This is a genomic window from Micromonospora sp. NPDC049366, from assembly GCF_044466625.1.
Taxonomy (GTDB): Bacteria; Actinomycetota; Actinomycetes; order Mycobacteriales; family Micromonosporaceae; genus Micromonospora.
The window spans coordinates 777816-792351 of sequence record NZ_JBITMV010000001.1 but is presented as its reverse complement, the minus strand read 5'-3'; the positions used below and the strand labels follow the sequence as shown (position 1 = coordinate 792351).

Below are 14536 nucleotides of genomic sequence, written 5' to 3'. Positions count from 1 at the left end.
CGTCCGGTCGGGCACGGGCGTCACGCCGTGGTCACTCCCAGCGCAGGCCGGTGAGCGTCTCGTAGACGTCGACGTAGCGGGCGCGGGTCGCCTCGACCACGTCGTCCGGCATCTCCGGCGCCGGGGCCTGCTTGTCCCAGCCGCTGTTGGTGGCCCAGTCCCGCACGTACTGCTTGTCGTAGGAGAACTGGACCCGCCCCGGCTGGTACGACTGGGCCGGCCAGAACCGGGAGGAGTCGGAGGTCAGCAGCTCGTCGCCGAGGACCAGCGTGCCGTCCGGCGCCCAGCCCAGCTCAAGCTTGGTGTCGGCGACCAGGATGCCCCGCTCCGCCGCGATCTCGGCGCCGCGCCGGTAGATGTCGATGGTGATCTGGCGCAGCCGCTCGGCGGTCGCCTCACCGACCTTCGCCACCACGTCGGCGTACGTGATCGGCTCGTCGTGCTCGCCGAACGGCGCCTTGGTCGACGGGGTGAAGATCGGCTCGGGCAGGATGGACGCCTCCACCAGGCCACGCGGCAGCGGCACGCCGGAGACCGCACCGGTCCGCTCGTACTCCCTCAGGCCGCCGCCGGTGAGGTAGCCACGGGCGACGCACTCGACCGGGAGCATCTCCAGCCGTCGGACGCGGATCGCCCGGCCGGCGTACTCGGCCGGCACGTCGGTCGCCGAGATGACGTGGTTCGGCACCACGTCGGAGAGCTGGTCGAACCACCACAGCGACAGCGCGGTGAGCAGGCGGCCCTTGTCCGGGACCGGCGTCGGAATCGCGACGTCGTAGATCGAGATGCGGTCGGAGGCGACCAGGATCAGGTCGTCGCCGTCGGCGTAGACGTCCCGGACCTTGCCCGAGTGCAGAAGTTCCACGCGGCCTAGTAGACCATGTGTCCTGCGTACGTCGGCCAGGGGTGGCCGGGCGCATCGACGGGTCCGCGCGCGGCGGGCGGCGAGTGGCCGGACGGACGTTGACACTTCCGGGCGGTGCCTGCGTGAATGGGCCGGCCGTCCCCCTTCGCCCCCTCAGGAGCCCCGCGTGCCCGCTGCCCGAGCGTCCCTTTCCGGCTCCGGCGCCGACCCGGGCCGACGCCGGCTGCTGGCCGCGCTGCTGGGGGCCCCGGTGCTGGCCAGCGGCGGCGGGCTCACCGGATGCAGCGGCGGCCCCACGGCCAGCCCGCAACGCGACGGGCCGGTGACGTTGTCGGTCTTCTGGTGGGGCGACGCCAAGCGGGCGGAGCTGACCGAACGGGCCCTGCGCCTCTACACCGAGCGCAACCCCCGGGTCGGTTTCCGCGTCACCTGGCAGGGCGCCGACGGCTACTACGACCGGCTCGCCACGCAGGCCGCCGGCGGCAACGTGCCCGACATCGTCCAGGTCGACGACACCGTCCTCACCGAGTACGCCCAGCGCGAGATCCTTCTCGACCTCAGCTCCCACGTCGCCGACCACCGGCTGGACCTGCGCAACCTGCCCGACGGGCTGGCCCGTTACGGCCAGGTGGACGGCCGGACGGTCGGCGTCGCGGCGGGGCAGACGGCGGCGGCGGTGGTCTTCAACCGGACCGTGCTGCGCGAGCTGCGGCTGCCCGAGCCGCACACCGGAATGACTTGGGCCGAGTACGTCGCCTGGGCCCAGCAGGTCACCACGACGAGCCGGGGCCGCGTCGCCGGCACCACCGACCCGTCCGGCGACTACCGGGCGCTCTGGCTGTGGCTGCGCGGCCAGGGTGGCGAGCTCTACCGGGGCCGGAAACCGGGCTTCACCGTCGAGGACCTGGTCAACTGGTTCGAGCTGTGGCAGCGGGCCCGGGCCGGGCGGGCCACCCCCGGCGCCGCCTTGGTCGAGCAGGCCGACGGCGGGGAACCGGCCCGGCAGCTGGTGGTCTCGGGGCTGACCGCCGCCTCGTTCGCCTGGTCGCACCAGCTCCCCGAACTGCAGAGCCTCACGAAGGCCGAGCTGGGTGTGGCGGGCTTCCCCGGCTCCACCGGCGCGCAGTGGGCGCGGGCATCGATGTACTGGTCGGTCTTCCGCGGCTGTCGGCACCCGGACGTGGCGGTCGACGTCCTCAACTTCCTCACCGGCAACGGCTCGGCCGGTGCCGTCCTCGGGTACGAGCGAGGGCTCAGCCCCAGCCAGGCCGTACGCCGGGCGGTGAGCGGCGACGTCACCGACCCCGTCCAGCGACGCGTGGCCGCCCTCGGCGAGACCCTCGGTGTGGCCGTCGGGCCGGCTCCGGCGCCGCCGCCGAAGGGGCACGCCCGCGTCCGTTCCCTGCTCGTCGCCGCCGCCGAGAGCGTCCGGTCCGGTGGGGTCCGCCCCCGCCCGGCGGCGACCCGCTTCCTCGCCCAGGCCGACGCGGCGCTGACCACCTGACCGGGTGAAGCCCCGGACCGGCCGGCCGCGCCGCGGCGGGCGCCGGCCGGCGGGAGCCGTACTGAGGCCCCGGCGACCGGGGTCAGCGCGGCGGGCCGCCCCGGCGGTTGCGCGTCAGGCGCAGCAGCAGGAGCACGATCACCACGACCACCACGAGGCAGCAGAGCAGGCCGATGAACCCGAAGCCACCGCGCGAGCGGCGCCGGGCGGCCTCGACCACCAGCTCGCCCGTCCCGCTCGCCGCCCACGCCGCCACGGGCACGTACAGCGCGAGCACGACCCCACCGAGGACCGCGCCGAGCCGGCCCCACCACTTACCGAAAGAAGACATGCCCACATCCTCGCCGAGAAGCGCAACATCGGCAGCGCGCCGAGCAGGACACGCGGCCCCGGTCACGTGCCGCGTCCGCGTTCCCGGCGGCCACCGTGGAGAAGATCCGCGCGGCGCCGAGGGACGCGGTCACCGGCAGGGCGGGGTGTCGAAGTCCGCCTCGCCGGCGCGGGTCAACGCGAACTCCACCGTCGGCTCACCCGACCCGGCAACGACCGCGCCGTCGGCTCCCAGGTTGGTGAACGACGTGCGGATGGTGAGCCGGTCACGGTCCCAGTCGCCGTCGAACCCGTTCAGGCGCGGACCGGCCGACTCCGTGTCCGGGCGGGTGTGCAGGCGGAAGCGGGTGCCGAGGTAGTTGACCGCGTCGCCCCAGACCTCGTACTGCTCGACCTGCCCCGCCCGGCAGACCTTCAACCCGCCGGAGAGATCCGGGCAGTCGCCGCAGCGGTCGGTCGCACTGGGCTCGTCGTCGTCGAGGCGCAGGACGACCGGGCGGTCGTCACCCGGGCCGTACGGCACCACGCCCTGCCAGTAGCCGGTCAGCGCGGGCTTGCCGGGCAGGGCCAGCGCCCACGGGTTCGCCGCCCAGTGGAGGCCGTAGACGACCCCGACGCCGAGCACGATCAGCACGGCGAGCAGGGCGAAGAAGCGGACGTTGCGGGGCTTGCGGCGCGGTCGCGGCAGGGCCATCGGAGTCTCCTCAGGTCGCCCACACCGTACGCGCCACGATCAACCGCGCGCTGCCGGCGGAAACGGAAGAACCCGGGCCGGTTTCCCGGGCCCGGGTTCTTCTCTCTCGTAGCGGGGACAGGATTTGAACCTGCGACCTCTGGGTTATGAGCCCAGCGAGCTACCGAGCTGCTCCACCCCGCGTCGGTTCTTCAACTCTACCCCATCCCCGGCGATGATGATCGCGGGGCCACCGATTCGGCGACGAGCAGCGCCGGGCGCTCGTGGGAGGGTTCCCGCGGCAGCCGCCGGGCGCCACGGCCGACCGGCGTCGAGCGCGGCACCCGCCGCACGGGAGACCGCGAGGCGAGCGTCCACACTGGCGACGCCACCGACGGCGAAGGGCCCGCCCCCCTACCTGGGGAACGGGCCCTGACCTGGTGTTTCTCTCGTAGCGGGGACAGGATTTGAACCTGCGACCTCTGGGTTATGAGCCCAGCGAGCTACCGAGCTGCTCCACCCCGCGTCGGCCCGCTAACCGTAGCGCACCGACCCGGGGCACCGCAAAACGGCCTTCAGGCACACCGCCGCCGCCCCCGCTGACCTGGGTCGACGTCAGTCGAGCCAGTCCTCGATCGCCCGCACCGCCCGGCGGCTGTCGGCGTCGACCTGGGCGCGCTCGGCGGAGGTGTTCTCCCAGCCCTGCTCCCACAGCACCGTCACCACGTCATCGATCCGCACCGCCCGGACCAGCCGGACCTGCTCGTCACCCGGTTCACCCATGCCCTCGGGGTACGGCGCCCGCATCTCGAACAGCACCGACTCGTCCCCGTACTCCCCCGGGTCCAGCAGCCGCTGCCGCCAGGTCACCCCGGTCTCGTCCGGCCCCTGCCGGGGGCAGGAGCGGACGGCCTGCCGCAGCTCCCGCAGCACGTCGTCGGCGCGGCCCGGTCGGTAGATGGTGATGCTGTGCAGGTAGCTGCCGTCCGGCACGCTGCCCGGTGGCGTGCTCGCCAGCTTGTAGGCCAGGTTACGGGCGCGGCGCTGCACCACGGCGGCCTCGCTGGGAAAGCGGGCCGCGCAGAGCGTCGGCAGCAGCGGCGTCGCGCGCGCCGTCTCCAGGCCCAGCTGGTTCGCCGGCGCCAGGACGAAGAAGGCCCGGTCCGGGATCGAGGTGGGCGGGCGGCGGGTCGGCTGGGCGGTGCTCGGTGCCGCCGACGGCTCGGCGGTCCGCGTGCTCGGCACGGACGCCGGTGCCGACGGCGACGCGGACGGGCTGAGCGCCGGGCTGGTCGGCACCGGGCCGGGGGTGTCGGCGGGCGGCGGGACCGGCGCGGGCTCGTCGGCCGAGAACACCAGCCGGCCGCCGGTGGCCACCCCGCCGAGCAGCAACGCCACCGCGAGCGCGGTCCCGGTGGCCCGGACGCGACCCCGCCGGTCGGCGTGCCGCCGGATCACCTCGGGGTGGGCCAGCTCCTGGCCGTCGGCGATGGCCGTGAGCGACCGGTAGAGGTGGGAGAGTTCAGCTGACATCATTCGCCTCCAGCTCCATCGTGGAGAGGTCGGGCAGCAGGGCGGCGAGCCGGGCACGGCCCCGGGACAGCCAGGACTTCACGGTGCCGACGGAGGCCCCGGTCTCCCGGGCGATCTCCTCCACCGGCATGTCGAAGAGGTAGTGCAGGGCCAGGGCCTGCCGTTGAGCGGTCGGCAGCTGCCGCAGCGCGCGGACGAGCAGCACGCCGTCCTCGCTCGGCGGTGGCGTGGTGGCCGGCGGTCCGGTCCGGCTCAGCACCCCCCGCCAGCGGTGCAGACGCCGCCACCGGTCGGTCGCCAGCCGGGCGACCACCAGTCTCAGCCACGCCTCCGGCGCCGGGTGCGCCGCGAGCATCCCCCACTGCCGCCAGGCCCGGGCGTACGCCTCCTGCACGAGATCCTGCGCCTCGGTGTGGTCGCCGGTGACCGCGTAGCCGTAACGCAGCATCCGCCGGGCGGTGCTGCGGTAGAACTCGTCGAAGCTCTGCGCGTCCCTCACCACTGTTCCCCCTCGTCCGCGCCCCGTTGCAGGAAGGACGACGCACCGCTGTCCGAGGTTGCGGGCGGTTCGGCCCGGTCGGAAGGGCGACAGACGGGTGTGGGCCGGGCATGCCGGAGCCCCCGCCGTCAGGACCGGGTGCGGTCCGACGACGAGGGCTCCAGGAGGTGTCCGGGTGCGGTGGGTCAGCCGCCCGATCCGGGCGGCGGGCTGCCGGTCGACGACGGCGACGGGCTGCCGCTCGGGGCCGGGCTGCCACCCGAGGTGGGTGTGGCCTGCCCCTGGGCCTGCTGGAAGGCGGTGAGCGCCTCGTCCAGCGTCTTGAGCGCCCGCCCGTACCGCTCGAAGTCACCGGACGCCTGCGCGGCCCGGACCTCGGTGATCGCGGCCTGCACCCGGTCCGCCGCGGCGGCCAGCTCGCCGGTCAGCGGCGGTTCGTCGTCGCCGGTGGTCGGAGGCGGCGGGTTGCCGCCCGTGGGCGGCGGCGGGGTGGTGGTGCCCGGCTGCTGCCCGGCCCGCTTGCCCTGCTCAGCGAGCTGTTTGATGCCGTCGGCGACGTTGTCGGCCAGCGCGACGTACGAGCCGCCGTCGCCGTACGACATCAGCACCTTCTGCAGCAGCGGGTACGCGTCCTGCTGGTTGCTCTTCACGTAGACCGGCTCGACGTAGAGCATGCCGTTGGCGAAGGGCAGCGAGAGCAGGTTGCCGTACTGGACCTGCGCCTGGTTGGAGGAGAGCAGGTTCAGCTGCTGGCGGATGTTCGTGTTGGTGTTCGTCATCCGCTGGTGCACCTGCACCGGCCCGGAGATCGCCGTCTGGTCGGGCAGCTCCAGCACCTCCAGCTTCGGCTGCCCGTCGACGTACGACCCGGAGATCAACGCGGCGAGGTTCTGCCGCCCGTTCGGGGTGACCGCGGAGGTGAGCTGGAAGCGCGGCCCGTCCTGCCCCGGGAACTCGGTGAACAGGTAGTACGGCGGCTGCTTCTGGCCGCTGTCGGGCGCGTCCGGCACGTTCGGCACCTGCCAGAAGTCCTGCGCCGAGTAGAAGTCGCCGGGGTTGGTCACGTGGAACTTGATGAGCAGGTTGCGCTGCACCTTGAACAGGTCGGCCGGGTAGCGGAAGTGCTCGGCCAACTCGGCGGGGATGTCCTTCTTCGGCAGCACCAGGTCGCCGCCGAACGCCTTGTTCCAGGCCTTCAGCACCGGGTCGTTCTCGTCGAACTCGTAGAGCCGGACCGTTCCGTCGTACGCGTCGACGGTGGCCTTGACCGAGTTGCGGATGTAGTTGACGTTCTCCCGGGCCAGCTGGAACGTGCCCCGGCCGGTCAGCTCGTCGGTGGTCTCCTCGCGCAGGTTGACCCGCTCCGCGTACGGGTAGGTCGCCGCCGTCGTGTAGCCGTCGACGATCCACTGCACGCGGCCGCCCACCACCGCCGGGTACGGGTCGCCGTCGAGCGTGAGGAAGGGCGCGACCTTCTCCACCCGGTCCCGCGGGTTGCGGACGTAGAGCAGCTTCGAGTTCTCGTTGACCGCGCCGGAGAGCAGGAAGTTCGACTCCTGCTCCTTGAGGGCGTAGAGCAGCCGGCGGGGGAACGAGCCGATCGAGACGCCGCCCTCACCGGTGTAGGTGTACGACTCGCCGCCGCCCTCGCCGACCGGCCGGTCGAACTCCGCCTTCTTGTTCGGGTCGGTCTGGCCGACGATCGCGTAGTCGCCGTCCTCCATCCGCTCGCCGTAGTAGATCCGCGGCTGGGTCGCCGGGATCTGCTCGGTCTGCGAGGAGCATGCCTCCTGCGTCTTCACACCGAGGAAGCCGGAGACGAAGAACGGCTGGCCGCCGCAGACGACCTGGTTGGCGGGGGCCGCCACCAGCCCGTAACCGTGCGTGTAGACGGTGTGCCGGTTGATCCAGGTGTTCTGCTGGTCGGTCAGCTCGCCGTAGTTGATCTCCCGGACGCCGACCACGTAGTCGGAGGTCTTGCCGTTCACCCCGTAGCGGTCGATGTCCAGCTTCGGGCCGAAGTCGTAGAAACCCCGGACCTGCTGGAGCTGGGTGTACGTCTCGCTGACCAGCTGCGGGTCGAGCAGCCGGACGTTCGGCACGACCGAGGTGTCGGTGGCCAGGCTGGCCGGCGGGGTGAGGTTGTCCGCCGCGTACGCCGTGGTCTTCGTGTCCGCCAGCCCGAAGGCCGTGCGGGTCGCGTCGATGCTGCGCTGGATGTACGGCGCCTCCTTCTCCTTGGCGCTCGGCTTGACCTCGAAGGTCTGCACCGCCCAGGGGTAGATGCCGCCGATCGCCACCGCGGAGAGGCCCAGCAGGGCCAGCGAGATGCCCGGCCAGACCAGGTTCCGCATCCAGGCGTTGGAGAAGATGAGGATCGCGACCGCCACGACGATCGAGATGTACGCCAGGATCTCCTTCGCCGGCAGCAGCGCGTTGACGTCGGCGTAGCCGGCGCCGAAGAGCTTGGCGCCCTCGTTGTACTCCAGCAGCATCGCCCGCCGGTCCAGCACGTACGCGATGGCCTTGAGCCCGACGAAGACCGCGACCAGCGTGCTCAGGTGGGCCCGGGCCGCGTTGGTCATCCGGTCGCCGACGCCCTGCAGCCGCACCCCGCCGAAGAGGTAGTGCACGGCCAGCGCCCCGACCACGGCCAGCACCACCGCGGTGAAGCCGACGCCGAGCAGGTAACGCCAGAACGGCAGTTGGAAGACGTAGAAGCCGACGTCGATGCCGAACTCCGGGTCCTTGACGCCGAAGCTCCCGCCGTTGCGGAAGAGCAGCCACTGGTTCCACCGGCTCTGCGCGGAGAGCCCGGCGAAGAGGCCGACGACCCCGGCGACCACCGCGATCCAGGTGCCCAGTCGAGGGCTCAGCGCCATCCGGTAACGCTCGAGAGTGGCCTGCTCGGCCGAGTGCGGACGCAACCGCGGGCGCAGCCGGTGGGCCAGCCAGAGGTTGCCGCCGACCACCAGCGCCATGGCCAGGCCGACGACGAGGAAGAGCAGCAGCCGGGTGACGAGCACCCCGGTGAAGACCTCGGTGTAGTCGACCTCGTCGAACCAGAGCCAGTCCGTCCAGGCCTGTACGCCCCACCCGAGCAGCGTGAACAGCACGAACACGCCCACCAGGACAGCGATCGTGACGCGTCCGCGCCGGCTCATTCTCGGCAGGGGGCTGCTGCTACGCATGACCACTGTTGGCTCCGCACGCTCGATGTGATCGGCTCCGACCAGGCAACCAGAGTACGGGGTGTTCCTGAGCGTGGCGTCCCACGGTCACGCCGAGCTGCCGATGGCGGCCCGTCGACGGAGACTCGGCGGGACCGTGTCGGGCCGCCGGCGGCGCCGTGGCGGAGTCAGCAGCGGGTCGGCTGGCCTCCCGCCCGCAGCGTCTCGAGTGCGCCCAGCGCCTCGTCGAGCGACCCGACCTTGATCAGCGGCAGGTCGGGTTGCGGGTTGCGGACGGCCTCCGCGCAGTTGTCCTCCGGCACCAGGAAGACCTTGGCCCCGGCCCGCTTCGCGCCGACCAGCTTCTGCGGGATGCCGCCGATCGGGCCGACCTTCCCCTCGTCGTCGATGGTGCCGGTGCCGGCGATCACCATGCCGCCGGTCAGGTCGGCGGGGGTCAGCTTGTCGATGATGCCGAGCGCGAACATCAGGCCGGCGCTGGGACCGCCGATGTCCTCCAGGTCGATGTTCAGGTTGAACGGGTGCGGCTGCTGCTGCTCGATCTCGACGCCGATCCGCGGGCGGCCGTCCTGCTCGCGGCTGGTGACCTGGGCGGTGGCCGGCGTGCCGGCCCGGGTGTAGCCGATGGTCAGCGCCGTGCCGGCCGGCTTGGCTCGGATCAGCTCGGTGAGCCGGGCGGCGACCGGCACCGGCTGACCGTCGACCGAGGTCAGCTGGTCGCCCGGCTTGAGCACCCCGTTGGCCGGGCCGTCCGCGGCCACCGTCTTCACGACCACCTTGACCGGGAAGCCCAGCTCGCGCAGCGCCGCGGTCTCCGCGCTGGTCTGCGAGGCGGCGAAGTCCTCGGCGTTGCGCTGCTCGACCTGCTCCTGCGACTCGCCCGGCGGGTAGACCAGTTCCCGGGGCACGACCGCCTCGTCCCGGGAGAACCAGCCGACGATCGCCGAGCGGAGCTTGACCGTGGGCTGCACGCCGACCGTGGTGAGCCGCAGCTGGCCCGCCGAGGTGGAGGTCTCCCGGCCGGAGACCTGGATGACCTCCTTGCCGTTCTCGCTGCCCAGCGTGTTGACCGTCGGGCCCGGGCCGAGCACCACGTACGGGATCGGGGTGCCGAGCACGCCGATGCTGAGCAGGGCGGTGAGCAGGGCACCGAGCAGGACGGTCAGGCCGCGACGTCTCATGCGGCTGAGCGTACCGACCGGCCCGGACCGCCTCGGCGACCCGCGGGAACGACTTCGCCCTCAGCGCAACGCCAGCGGCGCGACCTGGGGCGTGGCGCGCGTACCGTAGACGTCGTGCCTGATATTCCGTTCGGTTTTGCGCTTCCGGGTGGGCAGCCACCAGACCCCAACGATCCCGCGCAGATGCAGCAGTTCATGTCGCAGTTGCAGAACCTGTTCGCCACGTCGGGCAGCGGGCCGGTCAACTGGGACCTGGCGCGGCAGGTGGCGGCGAGCCAGCTCGCGGCCGCGGGCGACCCGGCGGTGTCGCCCTACGAGCGCAACGCGGTGGAGGAGGCGCTCCGCCTGGCCGATCTCTGGCTGGAGCCGGCCTCCGCCCTGCCGTCCGGCATCCAGACCTCGGTGGCCTGGAACCGGAACGAGTGGATCTACAAGACCCTGGACGTCTGGCGCAAGCTCTGCGACCCGGTGGCCAGCCGCATGGTCGGCGCCATGGGTGACCTGGTGCCGCCGGAGGCCCGTGCCCAGCTCGGCCCGATGCAGTCGATGGTGGCCACCCTCGGCGGGGCGCTCTTCGGCGGCCAGCTCGGCCAGGCGCTCGGCTCGCTCGCCGCCGAGGTGCTCTCCGCCGGCGACATCGGGCTGCCGCTCGGCCCGGCCGGCACGGCCGCGCTCATCCCGGCCAACATCAAGGCGTACGGCGAGGGCCTGGAGCTGCCGGAGGACGAGGTCCGGCTCTACGTGGCCCTGCGCGAGGCCGCCCACCAGCGGCTCTTCCAGCACGTCCCGTGGCTGCGCGGGCACGTGCTCAGCGCCGTCGAGATGTACGCCTCGGGCATCCGGGTCAACCGGGAGGCGATCGAGGAGGCGATGGGCCGGGTCGACCCGACCGATCCCGAGTCCATGCAGGCGATCGCCCTGGAGGGCATCTTCACGCCGGAGGACAGCCCGGCCCAGAAGGCGTCGCTCGCCCGACTGGAGACCGCGCTGGCGCTGGTCGAGGGGTGGGTCTGCCACGTGGTGGACAGCGCGGCCACGGGTCGGCTGCCGAACGTGGTCCGGCTGGCCGAGGCGTTCCGTCGCCGCCGGGCCGCCGGCGGCCCGGCCGAGCAGACCTTCGCCGCGCTGGTCGGTCTGGAGCTGCGTCCGCGCCGGCTGCGCGAGGCGGCCGCGCTGTGGGCGGCGCTCACCGAGCACCGCGGCATCTCCGGGCGGGACGCGCTCTGGGGCCACCCCGACCTGCTCCCCTCCGAGGACGACTTCGCTGACCCGGTCGCGTTCGCGATGTCCGAGTTCGACCTGAGCGAGCTGGAGGGGTTCGACTTCAGCGCCCCCGGCGGCCCCGAGGAGCAGGTGCCCGGCGAGTCGGAGCGCCGGCCAGACGACGATACCGACGACGACAAGCGCCCCTGACCCGTTCCCCGGCCGGCGTCAGCGCGACGCCGGCCCGGGCCGTCCGCACCCGGCCGGACCGGTCGACCCGCCAGCTGTTCCGCCGGTCGGGCCGGCGGCGCTGTGCGCCCGCTCAGCCGCCGGAGAGCAGGGCACGGGTGGCCTCCCAGCCCTCCAGGGCCGGGTCGAGAGTGGCCAGGTCGGCCGGGCCGCGCAGCCGTCGCCAGGCCGGAGTGACGGCCAGGTCGCCGGGGTGCGGCGCCGCGGCCCGGACCGCCGTCGGCAGCGAATGGTCCAGGTCCAGCGTCGGCAGCCAGTCGGGCACGGGCAGCCGTACGGCGACGCCCAGCAGACCGGGACCGTTCTCGGCCGGAGCCACCGCGGCCGGTCGGCTGGTCAGCGGCCGGAGCAGCTTGCCGACGGTGAGGCCGGGCAGGTCGGGGGCGTCGGGGGCGAGCACGGCCGCCTGCTCGTAGCCGGTCAGGGCCGCGAACACCGCGTTGGGGGTCGGCTCGGTGACCTCATGGACGGCCATGTCCGGCCAGGTCACGGCGTCGGCGAGCCAGCGGTCTGCCGGGGTGACCGCCACGGCCGTGTCGACCTCGTTCAGAGTGGCGAGCAGGTCGACGGTGTCCTCGGCGAGCGCGGTGCGCCACCGCTTCGGCTCGACGCCGGGCGGAGCCCACGCCACCGGGCCGAGCAGGGCCACCACCACACGCCGCACCACGCCCCGACCCTAGTCGTTCAGTCGGTGAGGGCCGGCACGCAGGCCGCCGCCGCGACACCCTCCAGGTAGCCGCGGGCGCGCTCGGCCTTGGGATAGCGGCCGACCAACGCCCAGAACGCGCTGTTGTGACTGGGCACGATGAGGTGGGCGAGCTCGTGCAGGAGCACGTAGTCGATCACCCAGTCCGGCATCTCCTGGACGCGGTGTGAGATGCGGATGGTCCGGTCGGCGGGGGTGCAGGAGCCCCAGCGGCCGTTCTGGTTGGTCACCCAGCGGACGCTTGCCGGAACGGCCTGGGCGCCGTACTCGGCGAGGTAGGCGGTGATCAACCGGGTGGCCCGGGCGAGCAGCTCGGCGTCGGAGCGGCCCAAGCGCCCCTCCCGGGCGGCGAGCCGGGCCAGCATGCGGTCGACCCACTCGCTCTCCTCGGCCCGGGAGAACTGGTCGGGGATCAGGACGACGACACGCTCACCGTCGCGGTACGCGGACACCGTGCGTCGCCGGCGCTGGCTGCGCCGCACCTCGACAACCGGCTTGCGCACGCCTGCCATCACAGACCCGCGCAGCCTCGGTTTGCTGCCACGAGGGAAAGTTACTGCGTAGTGACCAGGGGTCGGAAGGGTCAACCCCGCGACACGCGCCCGGAAGATGGTGATTGGTCGCCAGGAGTCCCGAAAATTTTCTTGCCGATCACCGCGAAGCGTCACCGTCACGCTTCGTGGCGGGCCGCCGGGACGCCACCTGCGGCGCGACGGCAGCCCCTCCACGTTAGGTGATCAATCCACGCGTCCGTCGCCGGGGGACCCCCTGGCGGGTCATCTGAGCGGATTCGGTCGGCGTGTCCCCGCCAAACTGACTTATCCGACGTTCTTCGCCGTGCACACTCTCGTCGTCGGCTTCCTCACAGTGTCGATGCACAGCTGACATGGAACCGCCCACACCTGGGTAGGGTCCGCGGACCAGCGGCCACTGGATGGCCGAGGAGAAAGACCCAGCGCCGGCGCCCCGCGTGGCCCGCCGCCGGGAGGACCGCCGGGACGGCATAGCCGGCGGACGAGACGAGGAGGGCACCGTGGCCGACCAGGCCCAGACCTACAACGGTTACTGCGTGAAGTGCAAGGAGAAGCGGGACTTCGAGGGGCACGTCGAGGTCTCGAAGACCGGGATGAACATGGCCAAGGGCAAGTGTCCGGTGTGCGGCACAACAGTGAACCGCATTCTCGGCAAGGCCAAGGTCTGACAGACCGCGACCAGACGGGGGTGGGGTGGCCGACGGCCACCCCACCCCCGTTCGTCGTCACGGTCCGCACACTGTCGTGTGCCCGACAGTAGTTACCGGCCGGTTGTGGACAACTCGCGTTTTCCTGTGGACAGCGCAGGACAGGGACCCGCGCACCTGTGGACAACGATCCACCCAGCGCACCGACACGGTCACGATTCGTTGTCATGACCCGCACCGCGTTGCCCCGTCCGACCCTGCTGCCCGGCCTGACCCGGCTGTGGCGGGACCGGCACACCCTCCAGCTCGGCCTCACGTCCGACCGGGCCGTCGTGCTGGAGATCACCGACCCGCGCGCCGCCCGGATCCTGGACCTGCTCGACGGCACCCGCAGCGAGCGGGCCGTCCTGGCCCACCCGGCCGCCGTCGACCTCGGCGTCGACCAGGCCCGCACCCTGATCGACGCGCTGCGGGCCGCCGGCCTGCTCGTACCCCGGCACACCCTGCTCCCCCGCGACCTCGCCGGTCCGGCTCGGGCCCGGCTCGGGGCGGAGACCGGCGCGCTGGCCCTCGCCGCGACTCGGCTGCCGACCACCCCGGCGCAGGTGATCCGCCGACGACGCGCCGCCCGGGTGCTGGTCACCGGCGTCGGCCGGCTCGGCGCGGCGGTCGCCGTGGCACTCGCCCAGGCCGGCGTCGGCCAGGTCACGCCGGAGCTCACCGGCGCGGTGCAGGCCGCCGACCTGATCGGCACCGGCATCCCCGCCGCCGATCTGGGTCGTCCCCTCGCTCCCGCGGTCCGCGACGCGGTCACCCGGGCCGCTCCCGGCGCGGTCGGCACGGGTCGACGCGGCCGGGTCGACCTGGTGGTCCAGCTCGGCACGGACCGTCCGGCGGCCCTGATCGCGGCCGGGTACGCCCAGCGCCGCCAGCCACATCTGCTGATCTCGGTCCGGGAGGGCGTGGCGGTGGTCGGGCCCCTGGTCCGGCCACCGTCCGGCCCATGCCTGAACTGCGTCGACCTGCACCGCACCGACCGCGACCCGGACTGGCCCCGGCTGGCGGCCCAGCTCGCCGCCGACGGCCCCAACGAGGCGTGCGCCACGGCGACCCTGCTCGCCGCCGCCGGCTTCGCGACCGCCGAGGCGCTGGCGTACCTCGACGGGGGCAGCCCGGAGACGATCGGCGGAGCGGTCGAGATCGACGGTCCGGCCGGCGTGCGTCGGCGGAGCTGGCCACCGCACCCCTCCTGCGACTGCGCCCGCCGACACCGCTGACACGGTGGATCGCGTCGCCCGCCGACCCTCGCACCGGGCCACCGGGCGGCGGGTTCCCCCCGACCTCCGAGGTCCGCGCGGGTGTCCCCCGGCGGGCGGTCTCGGCCCTCCCGTCCGGACCTAACGACGGGTGCCCGGCCGCTCA

At 73.1% G+C, this 14536-nt stretch carries 13 protein-coding genes and 2 tRNA genes; 4 read left to right on the top strand and 11 right to left on the bottom strand.

Translation table 11 applies throughout. The annotated features are described in order from the left end of the window. Positions 1-31: 31 nt before the first annotated feature. On the bottom strand, positions 32-865 hold the full coding sequence (locus ACIBTV_RS03760) for a phosphoribosylaminoimidazolesuccinocarboxamide synthase (protein ID WP_396701953.1): 834 nt from the start codon (positions 863-865) through the stop codon (positions 32-34). 166 nt (positions 866-1031) lie between these two features. On the opposite strand from ACIBTV_RS03760, the gene ACIBTV_RS03755 reads away from it, so the two are divergent. Further along, positions 1032-2369 carry an ABC transporter substrate-binding protein gene (locus ACIBTV_RS03755; protein ID WP_396701951.1) on the top strand — a complete coding sequence of 446 codons (1338 nt, stop codon included), beginning with the start codon at positions 1032-1034 and terminating at the stop codon, positions 2367-2369. A gap of 82 nt (positions 2370-2451) precedes the next feature. Here ACIBTV_RS03755 and ACIBTV_RS03750 read toward each other — a convergent pair whose 3' ends face one another. The 8 genes from ACIBTV_RS03750 to ACIBTV_RS03715 all read right to left on the bottom strand — a co-directional run bounded on the left by ACIBTV_RS03750 (position 2452) and on the right by ACIBTV_RS03715 (position 9776). Then, positions 2452-2700, bottom strand: coding sequence for a hypothetical protein (locus ACIBTV_RS03750; protein WP_396701949.1), 249 nt, complete (start codon positions 2698-2700; stop codon positions 2452-2454). A 129-nt stretch (positions 2701-2829) separates the two neighbouring features. After that, positions 2830-3393 (bottom strand): hypothetical protein, encoded by a 564-nt coding sequence (locus ACIBTV_RS03745; RefSeq protein ID WP_396701947.1) that lies wholly within the window; start codon positions 3391-3393, stop codon positions 2830-2832. Positions 3394-3502: 109 nt separating this feature from the next. Beyond that, positions 3503-3576 (bottom strand) — tRNA-Met (locus tag ACIBTV_RS03740). Between the two features lie 248 nt (positions 3577-3824). Then, positions 3825-3898: transfer RNA gene (locus ACIBTV_RS03735), tRNA-Met, on the bottom strand. Positions 3899-3987: 89 nt separating this feature from the next. Then, positions 3988-4905, bottom strand: coding sequence for a hypothetical protein (locus tag ACIBTV_RS03730; protein WP_396701945.1), 918 nt, complete (start codon positions 4903-4905; stop codon positions 3988-3990). Beyond that, positions 4895-5404, bottom strand: coding sequence for a SigE family RNA polymerase sigma factor (locus ACIBTV_RS03725; protein ID WP_396701943.1), 510 nt, complete (start codon positions 5402-5404; stop codon positions 4895-4897). The genes ACIBTV_RS03730 and ACIBTV_RS03725 overlap by 11 nt, the downstream gene beginning before the upstream one ends. Positions 5405-5589: 185 nt before the next feature. Further along, positions 5590-8595 (bottom strand): UPF0182 family protein, encoded by a 3006-nt coding sequence (locus tag ACIBTV_RS03720; protein ID WP_396701941.1) that lies wholly within the window; start codon positions 8593-8595, stop codon positions 5590-5592. 167 nt (positions 8596-8762) lie between these two features. After that, positions 8763-9776 (bottom strand): PDZ domain-containing protein, encoded by a 1014-nt coding sequence (locus ACIBTV_RS03715; protein ID WP_396701939.1) that lies wholly within the window; start codon positions 9774-9776, stop codon positions 8763-8765. Between the two features lie 183 nt (positions 9777-9959). Between ACIBTV_RS03715 and ACIBTV_RS03710 the strand changes: the two genes are divergently transcribed. Continuing rightward, positions 9960-11189 (top strand): zinc-dependent metalloprotease, encoded by a 1230-nt coding sequence (locus tag ACIBTV_RS03710; protein ID WP_396701937.1) that lies wholly within the window; start codon positions 9960-9962, stop codon positions 11187-11189. Between the two features lie 112 nt (positions 11190-11301). Here the strand turns inward: ACIBTV_RS03710 and ACIBTV_RS03705 are convergent, their stop codons facing one another. Next, positions 11302-11895, bottom strand: a complete 594-nt coding sequence (locus ACIBTV_RS03705; protein WP_396701935.1) for a hypothetical protein — start codon at positions 11893-11895, stop codon at positions 11302-11304. A 17-nt stretch (positions 11896-11912) separates the two neighbouring features. After that, positions 11913-12446, bottom strand: a complete 534-nt coding sequence (locus tag ACIBTV_RS03700) for a M48 family metallopeptidase (RefSeq protein ID WP_396701933.1) — start codon at positions 12444-12446, stop codon at positions 11913-11915. 521 nt (positions 12447-12967) lie between these two features. Between ACIBTV_RS03700 and ACIBTV_RS03695 the strand changes: the two genes are divergently transcribed. Both ACIBTV_RS03695 and ACIBTV_RS03690 read left to right on the top strand, forming a co-directional pair. Continuing rightward, entirely contained in the window at positions 12968-13135 is a 168-nt protein-coding gene (locus ACIBTV_RS03695) for a DUF5679 domain-containing protein (RefSeq protein WP_007464795.1), read from the top strand. A gap of 206 nt (positions 13136-13341) precedes the next feature. Continuing rightward, positions 13342-14391, top strand: a complete 1050-nt coding sequence (locus ACIBTV_RS03690) for a TOMM precursor leader peptide-binding protein (protein WP_396701931.1) — start codon at positions 13342-13344, stop codon at positions 14389-14391. The last annotated feature ends 145 nt before the right edge of the window (positions 14392-14536 follow it).

Excerpts from the sequence above, each read along its gene's own strand:
- ACIBTV_RS03745 (WP_396701947.1), bottom strand. The coding sequence starts at position 3,393 with ATGGCCCTGCCGCGACCGCGCCGCAAGCCCCGCAACGTCCGCTTCTTC.
- ACIBTV_RS03750 (WP_396701949.1), bottom strand. The coding sequence starts at position 2,700 with ATGTCTTCTTTCGGTAAGTGGTGGGGCCGGCTCGGCGCGGTCCTCGGT.
- ACIBTV_RS03710 (WP_396701937.1), top strand. The coding sequence starts at position 9,960 with ATGCAGCAGTTCATGTCGCAGTTGCAGAACCTGTTCGCCACGTCGGGC.
- ACIBTV_RS03730 (WP_396701945.1), bottom strand. The coding sequence starts at position 4,905 with ATGTCAGCTGAACTCTCCCACCTCTACCGGTCGCTCACGGCCATCGCC.
- ACIBTV_RS03700 (WP_396701933.1), bottom strand. The coding sequence starts at position 12,446 with ATGGCAGGCGTGCGCAAGCCGGTTGTCGAGGTGCGGCGCAGCCAGCGC.
- ACIBTV_RS03720 (WP_396701941.1), bottom strand. The coding sequence starts at position 8,595 with ATGCGTAGCAGCAGCCCCCTGCCGAGAATGAGCCGGCGCGGACGCGTC.
- ACIBTV_RS03690 (WP_396701931.1), top strand. The coding sequence starts at position 13,342 with ATGACCCGCACCGCGTTGCCCCGTCCGACCCTGCTGCCCGGCCTGACC.
- ACIBTV_RS03715 (WP_396701939.1), bottom strand. The coding sequence starts at position 9,776 with ATGAGACGTCGCGGCCTGACCGTCCTGCTCGGTGCCCTGCTCACCGCC.